Annotated in this window: 17 protein-coding genes and 1 tRNA gene; 2 read left to right on the top strand and 16 right to left on the bottom strand. The window is 33.7% G+C overall.

All coding sequences use genetic code 11. The features are described from left to right. Nucleotides 1-30: 30 nt before the first annotated feature. The 3 genes from C8C87_RS00840 to C8C87_RS00850 form a co-directional block, all read right to left on the bottom strand. Nucleotides 31-1,131, bottom strand: coding sequence for a DUF4407 domain-containing protein (locus tag C8C87_RS00840; RefSeq protein ID WP_121340795.1), 1,101 nt, complete (start codon nt 1,129-1,131; stop codon nt 31-33). A gap of 154 nt (nt 1,132-1,285) precedes the next feature. After that, nucleotides 1,286-2,887 (bottom strand): phosphoenolpyruvate carboxykinase (ATP), encoded by a 1,602-nt coding sequence (gene pckA / locus C8C87_RS00845; protein WP_121340796.1) that lies wholly within the window; start codon nt 2,885-2,887, stop codon nt 1,286-1,288. A gap of 75 nt (nt 2,888-2,962) precedes the next feature. After that, nucleotides 2,963-3,355 carry a DUF423 domain-containing protein gene (locus tag C8C87_RS00850; protein WP_121340797.1) on the bottom strand — a complete coding sequence of 131 codons (393 nt, stop codon included), beginning with the start codon at nt 3,353-3,355 and terminating at the stop codon, nt 2,963-2,965. A 180-nt stretch (nt 3,356-3,535) separates the two neighbouring features. On the opposite strand from C8C87_RS00850, the gene C8C87_RS00855 reads away from it, so the two are divergent. Continuing rightward, entirely contained in the window at nt 3,536-4,906 is a 1,371-nt protein-coding gene (locus C8C87_RS00855) for a saccharopine dehydrogenase family protein (protein WP_121340798.1), read from the top strand. A 65-nt stretch (nt 4,907-4,971) separates the two neighbouring features. Here the strand turns inward: C8C87_RS00855 and C8C87_RS00860 are convergent, their stop codons facing one another. From C8C87_RS00860 to C8C87_RS00875, 4 genes are all read right to left on the bottom strand, one after another. Next, nucleotides 4,972-6,432 carry a M56 family metallopeptidase gene (locus tag C8C87_RS00860; protein WP_121340799.1) on the bottom strand — a complete coding sequence of 487 codons (1,461 nt, stop codon included), beginning with the start codon at nt 6,430-6,432 and terminating at the stop codon, nt 4,972-4,974. Further along, nucleotides 6,429-6,803, bottom strand: a complete 375-nt coding sequence (locus C8C87_RS00865; RefSeq protein ID WP_099713699.1) for a BlaI/MecI/CopY family transcriptional regulator — start codon at nt 6,801-6,803, stop codon at nt 6,429-6,431. Before C8C87_RS00865 ends, C8C87_RS00860 begins: the two co-directional genes overlap by 4 nt. A 10-nt stretch (nt 6,804-6,813) precedes the next feature. Continuing rightward, the gene (locus tag C8C87_RS00870) at nt 6,814-7,116 is read right to left on the bottom strand and encodes a hypothetical protein (protein WP_147402353.1); all 303 of its coding nucleotides are present in this window, start codon (nt 7,114-7,116) and stop codon (nt 6,814-6,816) included. A 377-nt stretch (nt 7,117-7,493) separates the two neighbouring features. Beyond that, nucleotides 7,494-8,882: a dipeptidase gene (locus tag C8C87_RS00875; RefSeq protein WP_121340801.1), complete on the bottom strand. Its 1,389-nt coding sequence runs from the start codon at nt 8,880-8,882 to the stop codon at nt 7,494-7,496. A 108-nt stretch (nt 8,883-8,990) separates the two neighbouring features. Here C8C87_RS00875 and C8C87_RS00880 point away from each other — a divergent pair. Further along, nucleotides 8,991-9,072, top strand: a tRNA-Leu gene (locus C8C87_RS00880). Between the two features lie 42 nt (nt 9,073-9,114). Here C8C87_RS00880 and C8C87_RS00885 read toward each other — a convergent pair. The 9 genes from C8C87_RS00885 to C8C87_RS00930 all read right to left on the bottom strand — a co-directional run bounded on the left by C8C87_RS00885 (nt 9,115) and on the right by C8C87_RS00930 (nt 17,922). Beyond that, nucleotides 9,115-9,804, bottom strand: coding sequence for a hypothetical protein (locus C8C87_RS00885; protein ID WP_143394870.1), 690 nt, complete (start codon nt 9,802-9,804; stop codon nt 9,115-9,117). A 13-nt stretch (nt 9,805-9,817) separates the two neighbouring features. Next, nucleotides 9,818-11,587, bottom strand: coding sequence for a DUF885 family protein (locus tag C8C87_RS00890; protein WP_121340802.1), 1,770 nt, complete (start codon nt 11,585-11,587; stop codon nt 9,818-9,820). Between the two features lie 212 nt (nt 11,588-11,799). Next, on the bottom strand, nt 11,800-12,162 hold the full coding sequence (locus C8C87_RS00895) for a nuclear transport factor 2 family protein (protein WP_099713694.1): 363 nt from the start codon (nt 12,160-12,162) through the stop codon (nt 11,800-11,802). Between the two features lie 85 nt (nt 12,163-12,247). After that, nucleotides 12,248-13,156 (bottom strand): pseudouridine synthase, encoded by a 909-nt coding sequence (locus C8C87_RS00900; RefSeq protein ID WP_099713693.1) that lies wholly within the window; start codon nt 13,154-13,156, stop codon nt 12,248-12,250. A gap of 281 nt (nt 13,157-13,437) precedes the next feature. After that, nucleotides 13,438-14,394 carry a geranylgeranylglycerol-phosphate geranylgeranyltransferase gene (locus C8C87_RS00905; RefSeq protein ID WP_121340803.1) on the bottom strand — a complete coding sequence of 319 codons (957 nt, stop codon included), beginning with the start codon at nt 14,392-14,394 and terminating at the stop codon, nt 13,438-13,440. A 369-nt stretch (nt 14,395-14,763) separates the two neighbouring features. Next, on the bottom strand, nt 14,764-15,015 hold the full coding sequence (locus tag C8C87_RS15865; RefSeq protein ID WP_233549983.1) for a response regulator transcription factor: 252 nt from the start codon (nt 15,013-15,015) through the stop codon (nt 14,764-14,766). Then, a complete protein-coding gene (locus C8C87_RS00915; protein ID WP_121340804.1) occupies nt 14,999-16,432 on the bottom strand; it encodes an ATP-binding protein in 1,434 nt (477 codons plus the stop codon). The genes C8C87_RS15865 and C8C87_RS00915 overlap by 17 nt, the downstream gene beginning before the upstream one ends. 299 nt (nt 16,433-16,731) lie before the next feature. Continuing rightward, nucleotides 16,732-17,670, bottom strand: coding sequence for a mevalonate kinase (locus C8C87_RS00925; RefSeq protein WP_099713688.1), 939 nt, complete (start codon nt 17,668-17,670; stop codon nt 16,732-16,734). A 57-nt stretch (nt 17,671-17,727) separates the two neighbouring features. Further along, nucleotides 17,728-17,922: a hypothetical protein gene (locus tag C8C87_RS00930; protein WP_121340805.1), complete on the bottom strand. Its 195-nt coding sequence runs from the start codon at nt 17,920-17,922 to the stop codon at nt 17,728-17,730. Between the last annotated feature and the right edge of the window lie 18 nt (nt 17,923-17,940).

Here is a 17,940-nt window from a genome sequence, read left to right on the forward strand (position 1 = left end):
ACTCTTAAGTGTCGGGTTTTGTTGTTTTTATTATAAAGTTCTTTTCTGCTTTTCCACAAAATTATTGGATTGTAATTCTAATAAATCAGTAGCATTTTTTCGTTGCAAATCATATAATTTCTTATCATCAGCAATATCTCCGTAGACTTTATCGTGCATCGTTGCACTTGTTTTTACTAACAACGTGCGTTGGTATTTGTCTTGTTCGATTGTTGCTTTTAACGCTGTTTCTAAATCTTCTAATTTATAATCGTATTCACCTTTTGGAGAAAGTAATTTTGCAATAATAGGAGAAGTTTCAATGGCTAAAAACAAGAGCATAATAAAAAACGAAGGAAGCCAAGGTAATTTATCCAAGGCGTTGATTCGTGCCATTAAACCATCAAATCCATCAATAATAGGCTGTGTTTCGGTAACTTTCTTGTCTAAATCGGTTTGGAGAGTTTTAGTGTTTTTCTCCATTTCAACAATTTTAGCCAAGTTGGTCTTTTGTAAGGTGTCCAGTTCTTTTTTGGCCAAATCATGTTTGGCAATTTTTTCTTTAAAAACCGGCCCTTTACCTAATTTTTTGGTTCCTGCAGTTCCTTCGGCCTCTGTGATGTACGTTTCATAAAGTGTATTAACTTCTTTTTCTTTCTTGGTAATTTCCGATTTCAAACCTGCTATTTCAGCTTTGTTTTTGTCTAAATCGGACTTGAAATAATTCGCCACTTCCTTTTTGTTATTCAAAGCCATGGCATTTTTCTCTTTCAATAAAACGGTATTGATTTCCTTTTCGAAAATTTTAATTTCCAATGGTTTTGAGATCACTATTGCAATGATTACCGCTAAAATAATTCGGGGAGTTGCCTGCAGAAATTCACTTCCAAATTGGTCTCTTTTTCGAATAGTGGAAACAATAAAACGGTCCAAATTAAAAATAAGTAAACTCCAAACGATACCAAAAGCGATTGCGGGATATATACTGTCAAAAACGGTAAATAGTGCGTAAGAACTGGCAAGAAAAGCCATGACAGCGGTGAAGAAAACAGTGGCGCCAATACCGACGTATTTGGTTTGTTCGCCTTCGGAACAGCCTTCAAGAAGGTCTTTGTCAGCTCCGGAACAAAGGATGAAAAATTGTTTTAACATGATTGATTTTTTTTGATTGATTGATGATTACAAATTTAACGCCAAAAAATCAATATTGGTATAAATAGTTGATATGTTTTTAATTAACGATTTTATATATAAAAATAGAGCCGCTCTTTACGAACGGCTCTATTGGTTTTGAATTAATATTAACTTAAGCTAATGGTGCTCCTGCCATAATTTCGGCGTTGGCAAATTCTTCGAATTTGGCGAAGTTAGCTTTGAACTTTTGAGCTAATTCCACCGCTTTTTTATCGTATAGTTCAGGATCTTCCCAGGTATTTCTTGGATTTAATATTTCACTAGGAACATTTGGACAGGTTTGCGGTTTTGCAATTCCAAATACTTTGTGATTTTCGTAAGCCACATCGTCTAATTCTCCGTTTAATGCAGCGGTAATCATAGCACGTGTGTATTTTAATTTCATTCTGCTTCCTATTCCGTAAGGACCGCCTGTCCAACCCGTATTGATTAACCAAACTTTTACATTGGCATCTTTCATTTTTTTACTCAACATTTCAGCATATTTTGTTGGGTGCAAAGGCATAAATGGTGCGCCAAAACAAGCCGAAAAATTAGGCTGAGGCTCTGTAATTCCAGCTTCTGTTCCTGCAACTTTTGCTGTGTAACCAGAAATAAAGTGGTATGCAGCCTGCCCCGGAGTAAGTTTAGAGATTGGAGGCAATATTCCGAATGAATCGGCAGTTAAGAAAAATATATTTTTCGGATTTTTTCCAATAGAGCCAGGTTGAATGTTATCAATATGGTAAATAGGATAGCTTACTCTGGTGTTTTGTGTGATTGAAATATCTTCAAAATCAACTTCATTGGTGTCTTTATTTAGGACTACATTTTCTAGGATTGCTCCTTTTTTTATAGCTCTAAAAATATCTGGTTCGTTTTCTTCAGAAAGGTTGATGACTTTTGCATAACAACCGCCTTCAAAGTTGAAAACTGTATTTTCATTAGTCCATCCATGTTCGTCATCACCAATTAATTTTCTGTTTGGATCCGCAGATAAAGTTGTTTTTCCAGTTCCTGATAATCCAAAGAAAATTGCAGTATCTCCGTCTTTTCCAACATTGGCACTACAGTGCATTGGTAATGTATTTTTGAAAACTGGTAAAATGAAATTCAATGCAGAGAAAATCCCTTTTTTCATTTCACCTGTGTAACCGGTTCCGCCTATCAAAACTACTTTTCTTGTAAAGTCAAGAATTGCAAAATTGCTTTGACGAGTTCCGTCTATAGCAGGATCTGCCATAAAGCTAGGTACGCAAAGTAAATTCCATTCTGGGTCGAAGTTTGCTAATTCATCCATTTCTGGTCTCAAAAACATATTGTAACAAAATAAATTTGCCCAAGGAGTTTCTGTGATTACGCGAATATTTAATCTGTAATTTGGATCAGAACATACGTATGAATCTCTTACATAAACCTCTTTGTTGGACAAATAGGAGGTTACTTTATTATAAAGTGCTTCAAAAGCATCTGATTCAAAAGGGATATTTACTTTTCCCCACCAAACTTGATTTTCACTGATGCTGTCTTTTACTATATATCGGTCTTGAGGAGAACGGCCAGTATATTCGCCTGTATTTACTGCTAATGCACCGGTTGAGCTTTCAATTCCTTGACCTAATTTTATTGTTATGTCGTGTAATTCTTCAGGGGATAACTGGTAATGAATTTTTGCATTTTCAATTCCTAATTCTTTTAACGAAATCGATTGCGAGAAAAGCGTGTTATTGTCCATAAATTTATTGTTGTGTAGTTTCTTTTTTATAGACTGCAAAAGTAGAAATTATATTTTAGATAGCCTTTGATTCTTCTAATTTTGTGATTTTTTATTCATAATATTCATCAATAAAACGCCCCAGCCCAGTATTAATAGGAGTCCGCCAATAGGAGTGACGAATCCTATAATTTTAAAATCAAAAGAAGTAAGGTCGTTTGTCGCTAATAGATAAATAGACCCAGAGAATAAAATTACACCAAAAAGAACTAAAAAATAGATTGCTTTTTTTGTTTTTTGAGGGATACCTTTCATTAGTCCAAAAAACAATAAAAATAGCGCATGGTACATTTGATAGCGTACTCCGGTTTCAAAAGTAGATAATTGTTCAATAGACAGTACTTTTTTTAGGGCATGTGCGCCAAAAGCACCAAGAATTATAGCAATCATTCCTAAAATAGCTCCTGTTGAAAGTATCCTTTTGTCCATGTTAGTGTTGTTTTTATTGCAAAAGTATCTCATATCTCTTTAAATTAAAAACGTTTTATAAGATACTTTTTTAGTTGTTGATTGATCATAAATCAGGTTTTACAACTCACATAATTTTTTTTGCAACACTATTTGTTATAAATACAACAATTTTGTATGTTTGTGTTATAATTATAAAAAATGAAAACAATTTTAATCATCGGGGCAGGAAGATCAGCTTCATCTTTGATACATTATCTTTTAAGTAAATCAGAAAAAGAGAACTTGCATCTTATAATTGGTGATTTGTCATTGGCATTAGCTGAAAAAAAGACAAATAATCATCCCAATGCAACGGCGATTGCCTTAGATATTTTTGATGAAAATCAAAGAAAAGAAGCGATTCAGAAAGCCAATATTGTTATTTCAATGTTGCCGGCTCATTTGCATATTGAGGTAGCTAAGGATTGTATTGTTTACAAAAAGCATTTGGTTACCGCTTCCTACGTGAGTGATGCTATGCAGGAATTAGATGCTGCAGCCAAAGAGAATAATCTGATTTTCATGAATGAAATCGGGCTTGATCCTGGAATTGACCACATGAGCGCAATGAAAGTGATTGATGAGATTAAAGAAAAAGGCGGAGAAATGCTTCTTTTTGAATCTTTTTGTGGCGGTCTTGTAGCTCCAGAATCTGATACGAATCTTTGGAATTACAAATTTACCTGGGCACCACGTAATGTAGTTCTTGCAGGTCAAGGTGGCGCTGCCAAGTTTATTCAGGAGGGTACTTATAAATACATTCCGTATTGTAATTTATTCCGTAGAACTGAGTTTCTGGATGTTGAAGGTTATGGTCGGTTTGAAGCGTATTCGAATCGGGATTCCTTGAAATATCGAAGTGTGTATGGTTTAGATAATGTGCTTACTTTATATAGAGGAACGATTCGCAGAGTTGGTTTCTCTAAAGCTTGGAATATGTTTGTTCAGTTAGGAATGACTGATGATAGTTACATCATGGAAGATTCTGAAAACATGAGTTATAGAGAATTTGTAAATTCTTTTTTACCATATCATCCAACAGATTCTGTAGAAATTAAAACGCGTTTGATTCTAAAAATTGACCAAGATGACATCATGTGGGATAAATTGTTAGAATTAGATTTGTTCAATCGGGATAAAAAAGTAGGATTGAAGAATGCTACTCCGGCTCAAATTTTAGAGAAAATACTCAGTGACAGTTGGACACTTCAACCTAAAGATAAAGATATGATTGTCATGTATCATAAATTTGGATACGAATTAAATGGCAAGAAAGAACAAATAGATTCAAAAATGGTTTGTATTGGCGACGATCAAACGTATACGGCTATGGCAAAAACAGTGGGTTTACCCGTTGCAATGGCGACTTTATTAATATTGAATGGTAAAATCACGACTCCGGGAGTTCAATTGCCTATTCGTAAAGAAGTCTATGTGCCTATTTTGAAAGAATTAGAAGAATATGGTGTTGTTTTCAAAGAACAATCCATGTCGTATTTAGGATACAATCCGGATAAAGAGTTTAGTTAGTAGTTTTTTTTAGATTTTTAGTTTGATAAATCCGCTCCTTTTGAAGCGGATTTGTTTTTTTACTATTATACTTTTGATTGTAAAGTTATTGGTAAGCTATACATTACTCTGACAGGGACACCGTTCATTTTTCCGGGAATCCAGTTCGGGCATAATTTTAAAACACGTATGGCTTCTTCACCGGTTCCAAAACCAATATCTCTTATGTTTTTTATATCGCTTAAACTGCCGTCTTTTTCTATTATAAAGGTGATGTATACTTTTCCTTTTAAATTAGGTTGTTCTGGAGTTTTAAAATTATTGGCGACAAATTGATAGAATTTCATCATTCCCCCTGGGAAATCTGGTTTTTCCGTTATTCCAGCAGTATTGTAGACTTCATTTTCCCCTTTTTGGACAAACTGATTTTCAGAATCGTACGCATCAATTTCAATTACTTCAGGAGCTCCTTTACTTAAAATCCCCAGAAGTTCCTCGTTTGTAGGCAATTCTTTTTGCTTGGATAGGATAGAAGGTATAGCTCTCTTTTCTATAGGAGTTAGTTCATTGTATTTTTTTTCGCTGGCAACCTTTCCTTTTTCATCTTTGATTTTAAAAGTAGTTTTGTAGTAATACGTTTTAATTAAATTTTCAGATTTTTTAGGAGTAGTTTCTTTTTTTACATTGGTTTCTTGCGCAACGACTTTTGTACACAATAAAAACAATAAGGCAGTTACTACAGGAATTAGCATTACTTTTTTTAATAAAGCTTCTGTTTTTGATGTGGTTTTTGTCATCATGAGTAATCGTTTTTTAGTTATTAAATAATTCAAATTACTGGCCAAGTAAAAAGTTTGGTTCTCGTTTGCTTTCGATAGTAATAAAGATTGGTAAAACGGAACATTGTTATAGGAGGTCACTACTTTCTCGTCAGCAAGAAATTCGTGGTTGAGTTGTATTGCTTTTTTGTAAAAAATAAAAACAGGATTGAACCAAAATACGGTTTTCAATAGTTCGATGAATAAAATATCCAAAGTGTGTTTTTGAGTCACATGTGTGAGTTCGTGCGTGTACAATTCAGCTTCAATTTCACGGTTATTGTATTCCGTTTCGTTGATGAAAATCGTATTCAGGAAAGTGTGTGGCAACGTTTTTTCGGGAACCAAAATCAATTTGGCATTCTTATAGTCAATAGGTGTAGTCGACTTCATTTTAGACGAAATCTTATTGATATTGCTGATAAAACGTATTGCCAAAATAAGTGTTACTAAACCATACAAACTCCATAATCCTATAGACAGATAGTTTGTTTCCTCTAGTATTACTGCGCTTCCTTGCAGTATCTGGATATTTCCCGGATTGACTGTAGGTTGTGTTATTTCCTGAATCACTTCAATGGTTATAAATGGAAGTATCATCGAAAAAACAAGGCTGAACAACAAGTAAAACCTATTGAAAACGTGTGTTTTTTCTTTTTCCAAAAATAGATAATACACTGCCAGTAATACGCATAAAGTAATTGTCGATTTGATTAGAAAGTCGCTCATTTTTTCTTTTTTTGAATTTCACTGTCTATTATTTTCTTAAGTTCTTCCAGCTCCGTTTGAGACAAATTCGTTTCGGTGGTAAAGAAAGAAGCAAATTGCGATGCGGAATTGTTGAAAAAATTACTAATCAATCCGTTGACGTGTTTCGAGAAATAATCGGTTTTCTTTACCAATGGATAATATTCCCGAGAGTTCCCAAATTCATTGTAGGCGACAAATTGCTTGTCAATCATTCTTTTTAATAAAGTAGCGATGGTTGTGGTTGCGGGTTTTGGTTTTGGATAGGCTTCAAGCAAGTCTTTCATGAAGGCTTTCTCGAGTTTCCAAAGGTGCTCCATTACTTGTTCTTCTGCGTTTGTTAGTTGTTGCATGTTTATTTTTTTATTTGGTGTAAATTTCTTGAACAGGTATTCCTTTTTCATAGATTTTGGTTCCCAGTAAAACCCCTTCAGAGTCATAAAATGTCCATTCGCCTGTGGGCAGCCATTCTATTTTTGAATTTATAATGGCTTTATTTGAAACACCTATTTGTTGAATTTTTCCAGTATTGTGATATTTGATGATGTGGCAACTATTTTTTTTATACTTTTCTTTAGAAGTTAATCTATCACTGATGAACTCTTTCCAAGTTCCAATTTTTTCTCCTTTTTTGTACTTTCCTGTTGCGTTGGATTCGATATTCATGAATTTCTCAGTTTGGATCCATTTCCCTGTTTTTAATCCGTTTTTGGTTTGATTAATTTTGCAGCTAGTCAGGCTTAGAACTATTAGAAGAAAGACAATTTTATATTGATTTTGGATTTTCATATTCTACAGATTAAAACATTGCTCTACAAATGTAGAATATAAAATGAAATAAACAAATTTTAAATAAAAATATTTTGATATTCAGGGATTTGCGTTAAGGATGGGAGTGGAAATCCTTTTCATTTTTTTTGTTTCAAAAAATAAAAAGATTGAGAATGGACAGCCTGACCACGCTGGAACGATAGTGGAAGCGTGGGAACGCCCAAAAAAAATCCGCTCTGTGTAGAGCGGATATAGTATTTAATGAAAGGAATTTATTTTGACAACTCCACGAAATATTTGTAAAACAACGGAATGGTTTCAATTCCTTTTAGGTAATTGAAGATTCCGAAATGTTCGTTTGGCGAGTGAATCGCATCACTGTCCAGACCAAATCCCATTAGAATAGTCTTGCTTTTCAGTTCTTTTTCGAATAACGCTACGATAGGAATACTTCCTCCTGAACGCACCGGAATTGCGGGAACGCCAAAGGTTTCGGTGTATGCCATATTTGCGGCTTTATAGCCAATGCTGTCTATCGGGGTTACATAACCTTGTCCGCCATGATGTGGTTTTACTTTTACGGTAACGCCAGCAGGAGCAAGGCTTGTGAAGTGTTTTGTGAAAAGTTCGGTGATTTCCTCCCAATCTTGATTTGGAACCAAACGCATCGAGATTTTAGCGAAAGCTTTGCTGGCAATCACTGTTTTAGCACCTTCTCCTGTGTAACCACCCCAGATTCCGTTAACATCCAGTGTAGGGCGTATGGAATTTCTTTCGTTAGTTACATAACCGCTTTCGCCATAAACGTCATTAAGATCTAATGCTTTTTTATAATTATCTAAATTGAAAGGCGCTTTGGCCATTTCAGCTCTTTCTTCAAGTGATAATTCTGCTACATTATCATAGAAACCAGGAATGGTAATGTGATTGTTTTCATCATGAAGTGACGCAATCATTTTAGCCAAAACATTGATTGGATTGGCAACAGCACCACCATAAAGACCAGAATGCAAATCACGGTTTGGTCCCGTAACTTCTACTTCTACATAACTTAACCCACGTAATCCGGTTGTGATTGACGGTTGTTGATTTGAAATCATTCCGGTATCCGAAATTAAAATCACATCGTTTTTTAGTTTTTCCTGATTGCGTTCTACGAACCAACTCAAACTTTTGGAGCCAATTTCCTCTTCGCCTTCAATCATGAATTTTACATTACAAGGCAAAGTGTTTGACTGAACCATATATTCCAATGCTTTTACGTGCATGTACATTTGGCCTTTGTCATCACAAGATCCACGGGCAAAAATAGCGCCTTCGGGATGAATTTCTGTTTTCTTGATTACAGGCTCAAAGGGAGGAGAAGTCCATAATTCCATTGGGTCTGGTGGTTGAACATCATAATGGCCGTATACTAAAACGGTTGGTAATGATTTGTCTATGATTTTCTCCCCATAAACGATTGGATAACCTGGAGTATCACAAATTTCAACAAAATCACAACCTGCTTTTTCTAAACTTGCTTTTACGGCATCTGCTGTTTCAAAAACATCATGCGAATAAGCAGTGTCGGCACTTACGGATGGAATTTTTAATAATTCGACTAACTCGTTGATAAAGCGATCTTTGTGTTCTTGAACGTATGCTTTAATATTTTCCATTATTTGAATTTTGTTTATATTTCAAAAGTACAAAAAAGAGTATGAATATTTTTTGTGAAATTTACTTTGAAAATTGGAAGTTATGTTTATCTTTGCACCCACAATTGCGCGGATATGGTGAAATTGGTAGACATGCCAGACTTAGGATCTGGTGCCGCAAGGCGTGTAGGTTCGAGTCCTATTATCCGCACAAAAAAAAAGCTTCTCAATCGAGAAGCTTTTTTTGTATGTATTAGAAATTAGATATGAATTTTACCATTTCAATGATACTCTTTTCCTCTTTCAAAGAAAAATTATTCTTTTTTAGATACGTTGCAATCTCTTCTTTTTTCGATGGGAAAAGATCTTGAAGTTCTTTCTTGTTTTTTGGCATCATAACAGCCGTCTCATTTTTTAGACTCAAATAATACTCGTCATTTGTTTTAACATATCTTGCGGATGTGGCAGGAGAATATGAGTTGATAGCTTCTTTTCCTTTTTGAATGGCAATTTTATCTCTTCTGTATAAAGCAACGTCATTCTTATTAAATAATTCAACTAAATATCCATTTACTTCTCCGTCTTTAGTTTTATAATTTAAAAGCTTGATCTTATCCGTGAATGGAATAATAGTTATGATATTAAAAGGCTCCTTTTTCATTAATGAAAAAACTTCCTTTTTTTCATTTTGAACTTCTATCATATCCGTCATCGCATTATAGCGGACCATAATCTGCTGAGGAATCCCAGAAACCTCAGCTAACCTAAATTCGTCAACTAAGTATTCAGACCCTTCTATTTTTGTCATTTCTTTTTTATTCAAAACATCGTTTCTAAATAAAGCCCCTGAAGAGGTAGGATCCATGGTGTCCATAAGTCGTTGTGCATTAATGCTTAATACGGTAAAAAACAGCAATGATGTGTTTAGCAATAGTTTTTTCATGATTTGTTAGTTTTTATTGTTTAGCTTCATTTATCCACGTATTTACTTTCATCTCTAATAATGCTAAAGGCATCACTCCAGATTCCAATACTTTCTCGTGAAATTTTTTAATATCAAATTTTGTACCCATTTTAGCTTCGGCTTTTTTACGAAGCTCTATAATTTTTAACTGCCCTATTTTATAAGACAATGCTTGTCCCGGAATTGCCATATAACGCTCTATTTCCGGAATAATGCTTGCTTCACTTTCAGCCTCATTTTCTAATGAATATTTTATAGCTTGTTCTCTGGTCCAACCTTTAGAGTGTAATCCAGTATCTACTACTAATCGGATTGCTCGGTGCATTTCATTGCCTAACATTCCAAAATATTGATACGGATCTTGATACAATCCAAGTTCTTTACCTAAGCTTTCGGTGTACAAAGCCCAACCTTCGCCGTATGCGCCAAACCAATTGAATTTTCTAAAATCAGGAAGATTGGCATTTTCTTGTTGCAACGAAATTTGAAAGTGATGTCCAGGAATGGCTTCGTGTAAAAACAAGTCTTCGTCTCCATAAAGGTTATAATTTGCTACATCCGGTATTGGAACATAAAAAATACCGGGACGGGAACCATCAGCTGTTCCTTGCATATATTCGGCACTTGCTGTTTTTTCTCTAAAGGCTTCCGTTCTTCTGATTTCAAATTTTGTTTTAGGTTGTAATGCGAATAATTTGTCTACATTCGGTTTGATTCGGGTATAGATACTTTGGAAATTAGCAATCACTTCTTCGGGTTTTTTAAAGGGTTTTAATTCCTTTTTGTTTCTAACTTCCTCAAAGAATGCTAATAAAGTACCCTTGAAACCTACTTGAGCTTTTACTTTTTCCATTTCGGCATTCAACCGAGCTACTTCTTTTAATCCCAATTCATGAATTTCCTCCGGAGTCATTTCGGTTGTAGTCCATTGTTTTACATATGTAGCATACAAATCCTTTCCGAAAGGGAAACTTCCTATTCCACTGGTTGCTCTTGATGCAGGGAGGTATTCATTGGTCAGGAAATCAGCCATTTTTTTATATTGTGGAATCAATTTATCATTGATAGTAGCCGTATATTTTGTGGTTAAGTCTTTTTTTATTGCATCAGAAAAAGTAGCGGGCATCAATTTTATCGACGAGTAAAATAAATTATCTTCGATTTTTGGCGTGGCCATTTCAGCAAATTGTGGAATTAATTTTGTTGTTAATGATTTTGGCAGCACAACTCCTTTAGCCATTCCTTTTTTCATATACACCATAGCCGAATCTATCCAAATGGAATATTTGTCCATCCTTTTTAGGAAATTAGTATAGTCTTTTTCGGTTTTAAAAGGTTGCGCGCTGGTTCCTCCCGCAAACTGCCCCATCGTTAGGTGTGTCCCCCAAAATTGATGTACAGGAAGTAGGTTAGTAGGTTGTTTCAATAAATCTTTGCCAATCTCAACTTCCCATTTTATGATTTCATAACTGTTTTTTTCTTCTTCAGATAGGCTTTCTTTATCGATAGCTTTTAAGGCAGTTTGATATTTGTCAAAAAAAGCTTCTTGCGACTTTCTATAGCTGTCCGTCATTTCAAATTGCAGCTGATCGTTATACTCGTTTTGACCATTTTGCGTTGCGTCCAATGGACTCATAGCGTTTTTATCGTCAAAATAATTTTCTGTCAGACTACCAAAGTCTTCTTTTTTGTCTTCAGATTTACAGTTGACCAGCAATATAGAGGTTGTCAATGTGATGAAAAGTGCGGTTATTTTTCTCATAATGGATGATAGTTAAATAATTGTAGCTAATTTATTCAAAAAAAATTAATTATTTCCCAAATATGTTTCTATTTGTAATGCTTTAACATGGACTTTTTCTGTTTTTAGTTCTTATTCGCAAAAAAAATCCCATCCGCTTTAAAACGAATGGGATCTTAGGTTTCTATTTTTCTATATCTTTAAAAAAAAACAGATTTTAAAAAAATATGTTTTTATCCGTGATACACTCGGGAAGCAATTATTTTATCTTCTCTGATATCTAATACTTCCGCCACCAGTAAATCCTCTTCGCCGGTAACTGTTCTTATGTATTCCATGAAAACGCGGTCTCCATTTGCAGTTAGCGATTTCACCTTATAATTCAAGCTGGGCAAACGCTCAAAAGCATCTTTCCACCATTCTCGTAATGCTTCTTTGCCGGTAACAAAACCGTCGCTTTCCGGTTTGTACATTTTAAGTTTTGGACTAAAATGCACAGCATCTTCATCGTATAAAGACAATAATTTTTCTAATTCTTTATTGTTGAAAGTTTCAAACCATTTAAAAGCAATTGATTGTAGTTTTTCTGGTGTCATACTAATTTAGGATTGAATTTTTAATTAAAAAAATCCCATTCCGTGTAAACGGAAGGGATTTCATTTTTATAATTTCAAAGAAATATTAAACGTTCTTCAAATTGATAATTTCTTGTTCAGTAAGCAATCTCCAGTTTCCTCTTGGCAAATTCTTTTTGGTCAAACCTGCAAAAGAAACTCTGTCAATACGCAATACATCATAACTAAAGTGTTCAAAAATAGAACGAACTACTTTCACGTTAGCGGATCTTAATTGCAAACCAATTTCACTTTTAGCTTCTCCGTCAATGTAACTTACATCTTCCACAAAAACGCGGTGTCCGTCAAGAGTCAACCCTTTGTTTATTTTTTCTAAATCCTCAAATTTCAAGTTTTTGTCTAATGAAACTTGGTAAATTTTAGATGATTTTTGACTTGGTAACGTAAATTTACGAATCATGTCCGTGTCATTCGTGAACAATAACAATCCAGTTGTATTCTTGTCCATTCTTCCCACTGCACCAATTTTTGCAGTCGTAGAACCTTTTACCAGTTCCAATACATTACGATATTCCTGACCTTCGTCCATGGCAGTCGTAAAATTTTTTGGTTTGTTTAGTAAGATATATACTTTTTTCTCCGGTGTCAAAGTAGCACCATCAAAATTCACAACATCTCCAGGTTTAACCATGTATCCCATTTCGGTAACAGGAATCCCGTTTACTTTTACAGTCCCGGATTGAATGTAAATATCAGCATCACGACGCGAGCACGCACCAGAATTTGCAATGTATTTATTCAAACGAATTTCGTCTTTTACTTTCGGTCTCTTTGGTGCTTGATTTGGTTTTTTCTCTACTTTATCAGTAGCGATATCGGCAACTTTAGTATTTACTTTAACTTTTTTCGGCCCTTGAGCGCGCTTCTGCATGGCAGGTTTTGGCTTATTCGAACTTGGTCTTGAGCTAGTTGCTCTTGGACCACTTTTCTTATTATTGCCTTCCTTGTTATTCATAATATTCCAATAATTTGTGCAAAGATACTATTTATATACTTGACAATCAATAACAGCCAATTATAAAAACGCTAACTATCTAGTTTATAAGCTAATTAATACGTTTTAGTTTCGTTTTTTGGAGCTATTCCCGCTATTCATTACAATCTTTTATTTTTTGGCAGTAAAAAATAAAAGGATTTCTCCCGAAGCTTCGGGACTATCGGGGCTAACCAAATGGAGGTGTTTGGAATTTTTGAGAAAATGGTTTTCAACCTTTATAATCCCAAAGCTTAAATAACCTAAACCGTCATCAACAATTTTTTTCCGTGCCATAAAACACTCGGATTAATCAATACAATACAAAAAACACCCGCAACAATAAGGAATTTCAAAGTGTTGTGAAGCAATAAAAATTGTGCTTTTGTGCTTGATTTCCACAAGTAAACCAAGAAAAAAATTAGTACAATCAGACAAGAATAAAAATAAACATCCATGTAACCCACATCGTAAATTTCGATTAAAACATAAACAGGAACAACAGTCAGAATTGTCAAAGCAGTAATGATTTTTTTCGATATTTCTTCGCCGTAAACAATAGGAATCGTTTTGTAATCATTGGCTAAATCACCTTTTAGGTTTTCTAAATCCTTAATCATTTCTCGAATCAACAGTAGCAAAAACAAAAAAGTGGCATGCGAAAAAATAACGCCAAGCTGTCTTTTATAATTTTCAATCTCTTCATATGGAATCCGAGTATAAAAATACAACAGTATGGCAAAAAAAGGTAAAACAGCCAGCAAAGCAGCTGTCAAGTTTCCTATTATTGGGTATTTTTTTATTTTGTGGGAATAAAACCAGATGAAAAATATGTATCCTGAAAAGAATAAAAATACGCGCCACGAAACAAACATAGCCATTAAAGCCACTATAAAATTGAGTGTAAAATAGACGTTCAGTTTTGTTTTTTGACTCACTAATCGATCCAGCATCGACTTATTGGGACGATTGATTAAATCTTTTCGACTGTCATAAAAATTGTTGATGATATATCCGGAAGCAATTGTCAGCGAAGAAGCAAAAACCAATATAAATAAATTGAAATCGAGTAGAATATCCAACGCTCTTTTTTCGGGAGCCAAAATAAATATAGACGAAAGGTATTGTGCCAAAATTATTACCGGAATGTTATAGCCTCTAACGACAGAGAACAAACTGACAATTTTCATCACTAAAAGCTTCTGTTGCCTGCTTAACATTTTTTATTAGTAGTTTTTTGTCAAGTTTTTACATCGGTATAGCAAACTTGCCTATTTATGCTCAAATTTAGGATTTTGTTTTTAAAATCAACTTGATTTCTTTACAAAAACTCATAAACTGGAATTCTTTTAAGAGGATATTGTGAATTACTCCCTTTATTTCGGATAATTCTATAGAGATAAATCTGATTTCATTTGATTGAAAATTAATTGCTTATTAAAGGGAAGAATCAGGATAAATCATTTCACCAAATTTTTTAATTGGTAAAGGTTTACTCAAAAGTGTTTTGACGTATGTATTGTTTTTTGCCCGCGTAATATCGTTAGGGTCTAACGTTGAGGAAAGCATGAAAATTTGAGTTTCCTTTTTCATTCTTCCGAGAGCATTTCGTATTTTAAAAGGAACTCGAATCCATCCATTTCGGGCATTTTAATGTCTAACAGAATTATCAGAGATTCTTCAGCACTGATTTTGTAATTAGTAAGCCATTGAATTCCTTCTTTACCATTATTGGCAGTGCTTATTTCAGTTATACCCAGTGTTTTTCTTAGTAATTGTTTCGTGACAATTTGATCAATTATATTGTCGTCAATTATCAAAACTTTATAATTGGCCCTCATGTTGTATGGGTATCGTTACTGTAAATTTACTTCCTATATTCATTTTTGAATCTACGGTTATGTTTCCATTGAGATTTTCAACAGCTTCTTTTACTAAGTAAAGACCTAAACCCGAACCCCTCTTGCTGTTATTGGTTACAAAAAACATTTCAAAAATTTTGACTTGGTATTCTTTATTAATTCCAATGCCATTGTCTTCAATTTCTATTTTGTAAAATTCCCCTTTGGTATACGTTTTAATAGCAATATAACGCTTCTCTTTTTTCTCGTCAGAATATTTGATAGCATTTGATAGTAAGTTATTCAAGATAATCTTTAATCGCAAACCATCGCTTTGAACTTCATCAACGGATAAGTTTTTTTTGATGTTAATTTCATTCGTTCCCTTAATATAAAAATGTTGAGAAATAATTTCATCTATAATTTCATTTATACTAACAGAAGCTGTAGTTACTTTTTTTCGTTTATTTCTGGAATAATCAATAATATCTCTAATAAATTGGTCTTGCTTATCAAGACTTTGATGCATTAAGTCTAAATAATCTCTAATTTCATCCAAATCATCTTCTAATTTTACAATCTCTATTAATCCTTTCAAAGAAGAGATGGGTGACCTTAAATCATGAGAGGCACTGTATACAAACTTATCAAGCTCTTTATTGGCTATTATTAAATTCCTGTTTTTATCTTCTGTTTCTCGTTTTGAGCGTCTTAGCTTATTAATCATTACAGAATAATAAATACTGACACTTCCAATGATTATTAACGTAAAAAAGATATTGGTAAAAAGAAGGTAGGTTTTAATTAAGCGAGTGCCTTCTCCTAGTGCATCAGAGAAATTACGCTCATTTATAGTTAGTTTGTAGGTAATGCTATTTATCTGTTGGAAAATTTTTTCTTTTTCGTTTGGGCTTAAAGTATTGGTACTTATTTTTTTATGGGCCTCATTTCCAATCAATGCCAATTGGTCAATTAATTGATCTCCTTTTTCCCATTCATTAATCGCTTTTGCTAAAAAAGGAACGGAGTGAAAATGTTGAAATAACCAAACTAAATCATCAAGATCTCTTTCGTCATTTCGGCCAGCTCTAAATCCATCTTTGATTATTTCAATATCGCTATTGTTAACTAAGCCAATGCGCGCAGTTTTATCTCCTATTGGAACACTTAACTCGTCGTTAAATAATTTCCATTGACTGGTGTCATTAGTAAATAAATAGGTGATGAGGTGGCGTGTTGCATCTTTTTGTCCTTTGGAATAATGAGATTCTCCATTTACATACGCTCTGGATGCCGACAAGATTTTAATGGTTAGGTAGTTGATGATAGTCAACGAGGAGCAGGATATAATTACTATAATCAGAGGAATGAAAATATTGCTTCGCTTAAAATTTTCAAGAATTTTATTTTCAGTCATATAGTTTTTTTTGTAGGTAGTGGGGCAAAAAAAATTAGATGCTTAAAGATAAGATGTTTTTTATTGAAAATGTAAGATTTGGTTTAAATTTATTTGTATTGAATAATTTAATTTTTGTTTTTTAAGGTTTTGCCAAAAAAACATATTTTTTTTCAATAAACGAATTGCCACAAAAGCATAAAAAAAACACGATTTTACAAGGTTTTTTGACCCAGTAAATTCGTGTTTTTCTAATTTGAAATTGGTTGTTTTCCACAAAATTGTGCTATCAGCATAAATTTGTGTGAGTATGAAATTTTTTAAAACTGATATACTACTTCAAGTTTGTAATCTTTCAAAGAAGCTTTGGCTTTTTCTAAATCTTCAGTGAAACCTAAGATGTAACCGCCACCACCGGAACCGCATAATTTTAAATAATAATCATTGCTGTCAATTCCTTGTTGCCAAATTCCGTGAAATTGTTCCGGAATCATTGGTTTGAAGTTATTCAAAACTACTTTTGATAATTTCTTGGTATTCATGAACAATGATTTCATGTCTCCGCCAAGGAAATTTTCCACACAAGCATCCGTATATTTCACAAATTGATTTTTCAACATCGCACGGAAACCTTTGTCTTTCAGACTTTCCATGAAAATATTTACCATCGGAGCGGTTTCGCCCACAATTCCTGAATCTAATAAAAACACAGCGCCTTTTCCGTCAAAACTTTGTGTAGGAATTCCGGTTGCTTCAATATTGTCTTTAGAATTAATCAGAATCGGGATACTCAAATAACTGTTTAAAGGATCTAAACCAGAACTTTTTCCGTGGAAAAAACTCTCCATTTGAGAAAATATATTTTTTAATTGCAATAATTTTTCACGGGTCAAATTCTCTAGAACCGTGATTTTATTTTGTGCATATTTATCATAAATCGCTGCTACAAGTGCACCGCTGCTGCCTACGCCATATCCTTGTGGGATACTGGAATCAAAATACATTCCGGTTTCCACATCGTTTTTCAATGTAGTCAGGTCAAAAGTAACTAAGTCAGATTGTTCGTTTTGTAAAGTTTCTAAATACGTTACAAAACGTCTTAAGTGACCATTAGATTTGATGGCTTCTTCAGTTGGATTTTCATCTCTCTTAAGTGCACCATTGTAAAAATTATATGGGATTGAAAGCCCTTTTGAGTCACGAATAATTCCGTATTCTCCAAAGAGTAATATTTTTGAATAAAATAAAGGTCCTTTCATATTGGGTTGTAAATTAACAATTTAAGCTTGATAATTATATGTTGTAACAAATAGTTTTTATAAATCAACTTGATCTCCGCGATTAGCCTCTAGAATTTCAAGATCAATTTCTTCTTTTTGTTCAGGAGATAGTTCTTTCCAGACATCTTTTTTTTGTGCTTTGAAAATGTTTTTTATAGCCTCGATTATCGTTTTGTCATCAGTTTCTAATAACATTTTTATCAATTCTAATTTCTCTGATTGAATATCCATGATTTCAGCTCTTTAAAA

The sequence above is a fragment of the Flavobacterium sp. 120 genome, from assembly GCF_003633605.1.
In the GTDB taxonomy this organism is placed as follows: Bacteria; Bacteroidota; Bacteroidia; order Flavobacteriales; family Flavobacteriaceae; genus Flavobacterium; species Flavobacterium algoritolerans.

Excerpts from the sequence above, each read along its gene's own strand:
- C8C87_RS00925 (WP_099713688.1), bottom strand. The coding sequence starts at position 17,670 with ATGAAAGGACCTTTATTTTATTCAAAAATATTACTCTTTGGAGAATAC.
- C8C87_RS00875 (WP_121340801.1), bottom strand. The coding sequence starts at position 8,882 with ATGGAAAATATTAAAGCATACGTTCAAGAACACAAAGATCGCTTTATC.
- pckA (WP_121340796.1), bottom strand. The coding sequence starts at position 2,887 with ATGGACAATAACACGCTTTTCTCGCAATCGATTTCGTTAAAAGAATTA.
- C8C87_RS00905 (WP_121340803.1), bottom strand. The coding sequence starts at position 14,394 with ATGTTAAGCAGGCAACAGAAGCTTTTAGTGATGAAAATTGTCAGTTTG.
- C8C87_RS00865 (WP_099713699.1), bottom strand. The coding sequence starts at position 6,803 with ATGCAACAACTAACAAACGCAGAAGAACAAGTAATGGAGCACCTTTGG.
- C8C87_RS00840 (WP_121340795.1), bottom strand. The coding sequence starts at position 1,131 with ATGTTAAAACAATTTTTCATCCTTTGTTCCGGAGCTGACAAAGACCTT.
- C8C87_RS00895 (WP_099713694.1), bottom strand. The coding sequence starts at position 12,162 with ATGACACCAGAAAAACTACAATCAATTGCTTTTAAATGGTTTGAAACT.
- C8C87_RS00870 (WP_147402353.1), bottom strand. The coding sequence starts at position 7,116 with ATGAATATCGAATCCAACGCAACAGGAAAGTACAAAAAAGGAGAAAAA.
- C8C87_RS00860 (WP_121340799.1), bottom strand. The coding sequence starts at position 6,432 with ATGAGCGACTTTCTAATCAAATCGACAATTACTTTATGCGTATTACTG.
- C8C87_RS00850 (WP_121340797.1), bottom strand. The coding sequence starts at position 3,355 with ATGGACAAAAGGATACTTTCAACAGGAGCTATTTTAGGAATGATTGCT.
- C8C87_RS00855 (WP_121340798.1), top strand. The coding sequence starts at position 3,536 with ATGAAAACAATTTTAATCATCGGGGCAGGAAGATCAGCTTCATCTTTG.
- C8C87_RS00900 (WP_099713693.1), bottom strand. The coding sequence starts at position 13,156 with ATGAATAACAAGGAAGGCAATAATAAGAAAAGTGGTCCAAGAGCAACT.
- C8C87_RS00890 (WP_121340802.1), bottom strand. The coding sequence starts at position 11,587 with ATGAGAAAAATAACCGCACTTTTCATCACATTGACAACCTCTATATTG.
- C8C87_RS00930 (WP_121340805.1), bottom strand. The coding sequence starts at position 17,922 with ATGGATATTCAATCAGAGAAATTAGAATTGATAAAAATGTTATTAGAA.
- C8C87_RS00915 (WP_121340804.1), bottom strand. The coding sequence starts at position 16,432 with ATGACTGAAAATAAAATTCTTGAAAATTTTAAGCGAAGCAATATTTTC.
- C8C87_RS15865 (WP_233549983.1), bottom strand. The coding sequence starts at position 15,015 with ATGAGGGCCAATTATAAAGTTTTGATAATTGACGACAATATAATTGAT.
- C8C87_RS00885 (WP_143394870.1), bottom strand. The coding sequence starts at position 9,804 with ATGAAAAAACTATTGCTAAACACATCATTGCTGTTTTTTACCGTATTA.